The sequence below is a fragment of the Microbacterium sp. P2_F9 genome (assembly GCF_056403635.1).
The window spans coordinates 1-3,433 of sequence record NZ_JBFUFC010000289.1; the positions used below are offsets into that span (position 1 = coordinate 1).

4 protein-coding genes are annotated in these 3,433 nt (G+C 62.2%); 3 read left to right on the forward strand and 1 reads right to left on the reverse strand.

From position 1 onward, the window contains the following. Positions 1–200: 200 nt before the first annotated feature. From AC1DVT_RS18895 to AC1DVT_RS18905, 3 genes are all read left to right on the forward strand, one after another. The gene (locus AC1DVT_RS18895) at positions 201–1,373 is read left to right on the forward strand and encodes a hypothetical protein (RefSeq protein WP_477390784.1); all 1,173 of its coding nucleotides are present in this window, start codon (positions 201–203) and stop codon (positions 1,371–1,373) included. Between the two features lie 200 nt (positions 1,374–1,573). Then, a complete protein-coding gene (locus AC1DVT_RS18900) occupies positions 1,574–1,894 on the forward strand; it encodes a hypothetical protein (protein WP_477390786.1) in 321 nt (106 codons plus the stop codon). Between the two features lie 658 nt (positions 1,895–2,552). Continuing rightward, positions 2,553–2,996 (forward strand): hypothetical protein, encoded by a 444-nt coding sequence (locus tag AC1DVT_RS18905; protein WP_477390787.1) that lies wholly within the window; start codon positions 2,553–2,555, stop codon positions 2,994–2,996. A gap of 233 nt (positions 2,997–3,229) precedes the next feature. On the opposite strand, the gene AC1DVT_RS18910 is transcribed toward AC1DVT_RS18905, so the two are convergent. Then, positions 3,230–3,433 (reverse strand): NUDIX hydrolase (locus AC1DVT_RS18910; protein ID WP_477390789.1); only part of this gene is annotated, 204 nt, incomplete at its 5' end.

A 3,433-nucleotide genomic window follows, 5' to 3' on the forward strand; every position in this document is an offset into this window, starting at 1 on the left:
GGGTTCGGACCGGGTGTCTAGACCAACTCGAAGCGATGGATGTCGCGGTGGATTCCTGGGCTCGGTGCCAGGTCTCTTCGGCGCGACTCACGGCGGATGTTCACTGCGACATTCGCAGATGTGCCTCACCAACGGATTGCCATAATCTGAGGCTGTGATCAAATCCGCGCGACCAACCGGGTGCAAGTTGGGGTGGCATTGTGACTGACCTTGACCCAACAGACGAAGAGGGTGCTGAGAACCTCGGAATTCAGTGGGGAGCCGGGTGGCCGAAGCTTTGGGCGACGAACGAGGAGATCAGCCTTGAGTTTGGTGATTACGCAAACGACCATCTCAATGAGATTGCGGTCGAGCACGGCAAGCGTGTTCATGGCGTTCGGGAACACGACGAGCTGACCGACGCCCAAGCCGCGGGGGAGCTCCCGTATCTGCAGGCTCTCGCACAGGTTGCTCTGCGCGAGATGCAGTGGGCGCTGTACTGGCGGCGAGAATCGGTGCGTGAGGGGGACGATGACCCTGGCGACGAGTATCCAAAGATCCGGCGTCGCCCGCAGATGCGGCAGATTCTCGAGGGGTGGGGTCCAGGCGTGACCGGCCGGACGCGCATCACGGGCAATGACGGGCGCACCTTTGAAACCGCGGACGACCCGGACGCAGCGTTGCGTGCCGAAATGAGGCGCGAGCGGGAGGCCGCGTATCGCGCTCGCGAATCGGCCCGCTTGGTGGTCGATTCCGGGGTGCAAGCGACCATATCGGCGGCCGAGCGCGAATCTCGCGCAGCATATCTCCAGCAGCTTCACGCGGAGGAGGATGCCCGGTTTCCTGATTTTGAGTCCCACGAGATAGCGGATGACGAGTCCTTTGAAGACATGGGATACATCGACTTTGAAGAGTTCGTGAAGCAGGAAGAGCTCAGGGAAGCACGAGAGGCGCAGCAGACGAGGTCCGTCGACGTCCCGGGCTTTATGAGCTTTGAAGAGTTTGTGGTGGAGGAGGAGCGCAGGGAGGTCCGAGGGGCGCAGCAAGCGGGAGCTAAACAGTTAGTCCAGCCGCTCCTCCTCCTGGCTTTGGTGAAATCACCTACGTACGCCGATCAACGGAGGCGATCAGGGCGTGCAGCGCCAGATCCAGAGATTTCGGCGCTGGCCCTCGCGACATTGATGGCGTCTCCAGCGGGTCGGTCACGCGCTCAACTGGTCCAGTCTCTCGGCATTGATCACGGCCGCCTCGGCAGCCTCATGGCATCCTTGCAACGGATTCTCAACGTTGATGGCTATCCCGTGTTGCGATCGACCGACGGCGGAAATTGGTATGCAATCGACGAGACGCTGCTGCGGGAGCAATTTGAGCTGGGCCCGGCCGATCACCGTTAGCCCCTGAGAGTGCCCCGATGGATCGGTCCTGCGGACATGTAGACGACGAGAATTGCTCGCCCGTCGTCCTCCMGATCAAGTAGGAGCAATGCACGCAGGCACTTTCTGTGGACTGCCCGCGATCCCTTGCAATGTCGGCAATGTCGTGTAAGCCAGGTTGCCTGACTCGAGGTAGGAGTTCGAAGAAGAATGCACGTCGTTTGGCTGCATACGCGAGGCAGCGTGAGGCCAACGAGAAGGCTGCGGCGGTGGCTCGAGAGCGTGAGTCAGAGCTGCGCGAACTACAGCGCGCAGCGGCTGCGCGCCGTGAGCTCGATCTCGTATGGGGGAGTCAGCAACAGGGGCTCGCACGTCTGCGTGACATTTCCAAGCAGCTCGACAAGCTCCACCGGGCCGAGCGCTCACTGCTCCATGAACGCGACGAGCTGGTTGACGCGCTGCGCACGATCAGCGTCTCCTGGGCATTGCTTTCGACCTGGGCGGGGCTCAGCCGTCAGGCGATGAGCAAGCGTACGTCTTGACGTGGTCAGGTACCGAGCCGTGGCATCACCAGCGCGGCGAGAGTCCCCGCCGCTCCGACGATGCCTAGTCCCCAAAGCACGCTCACCGTTCTCGCTCCGCACACCTCCCCGTCGAGAGGGTCGTGAAGCTATCGCCGTTTGAAGCATTGGGGTGGCGGGCTGCACCCCATCTCCGTATGCAAGCCGCGGCGGTAACTACCGGGGCGACTCGATCCGGGTCCGTAGTGGTCGTTCGGCTTCGGAGCCAGCGCATCGGTTCGGCGTCGCGCCGGACGACGACATCCGTTGGCTTCTCATGCAGCAGGATCTCACTCGCGCCGATGATCACGAGAAGAGGGACAACGGGTCACGGGGGCCCAAGATCTCGCGTCGAGGGCACGCGTCGCGACTGGGCCTCGAGGGTGTCGGCGACACCGAGGGTGTCGCCGACACGAAAACGGGCGTCGCCGAGGCGTCGTTTTGGCCGTGGAGACTTAGGATGGGGCGGCCCCGCTCGCCAGGCATTCAGGATGCTTGGAGGACGTCCCCACTGCCCTCCCACCAATGTGGTCAGGCCACATGATACGATTGAACTGCGAGCGAGAGCAAGAAGGCCATGGCCCGCAAGGAGTCGTGTAGAGGTCGCTGCCTGTGTAGTGCGACCGGTGTGGAGACAGGAGTGGACACCGAGTTTGACACTTCTCTACCTCGATCGCTCACGAAAGCTCAGCGACGGCAGATTCGTGATGCCTATGACCAGCTGTGGGTGACTCAACGTCAGTTCCGTGCCATTCTCGTTCGGCTCATTGAGGCGGACGTGGCGGATTACGCTGCCTACCGAGATCGGCTTATCGCTTCGCGAAGAGCTCTGCATAGCGCCATCGAGGGTTGGAGTCTCGACAACGCGTTGCTCACTTCCATCCTCAGATCGTTGCGCATCACCGCGGAAACCATTCAAGACGCAGACACACGAAGGCGGAAGTTCTTGGCCTCGGGTCGTTCGATCGTCGCTCTGACACCTGATTTGTCGAGGCCACGCCAGCCCGAGGCCCGCATACGCGAGCCGGGCGCGGACGGGCCGCGCAGCGACAACTACTACATGAACCCGATCGACTCCAAGTAGCGGCGGGATTTCGGTTGCGCTCGAAAGGCGATTACGACGCGATTACCGAGACGGCGTACCTTCTTTGGAACGCTGCGAACGCGTCTGCTCGAGGCGATCGAGCGCGCCCGCCGCGGAGATTTCGAGCAGCACAATCTGCTTGACGCGTGAGCCGAACCCTCTCGTTCGACCCGAACGGGTGGGAGGCCGACCTTGGAATCATGCTCGCTGCGCGTGACTGCAATTCGTTCGAGTTATGTCGACCGTAGTTGTCCGGCGGCACCGCCCGCGATGACGATTCGCACAGCCGGTATGTCCGCAGGCGCCCAGTCGAGCGCTTCGAGCTCATCTGGCGCGACCCAGCGCACCTCAGCGTGCTCCGTCAGCTTGGGCGAGCCGGAAGCCAGCTCGCACCAGAATGTCGTGAGTGTCACGTCGCCAAAATCGTATGGGTGCGT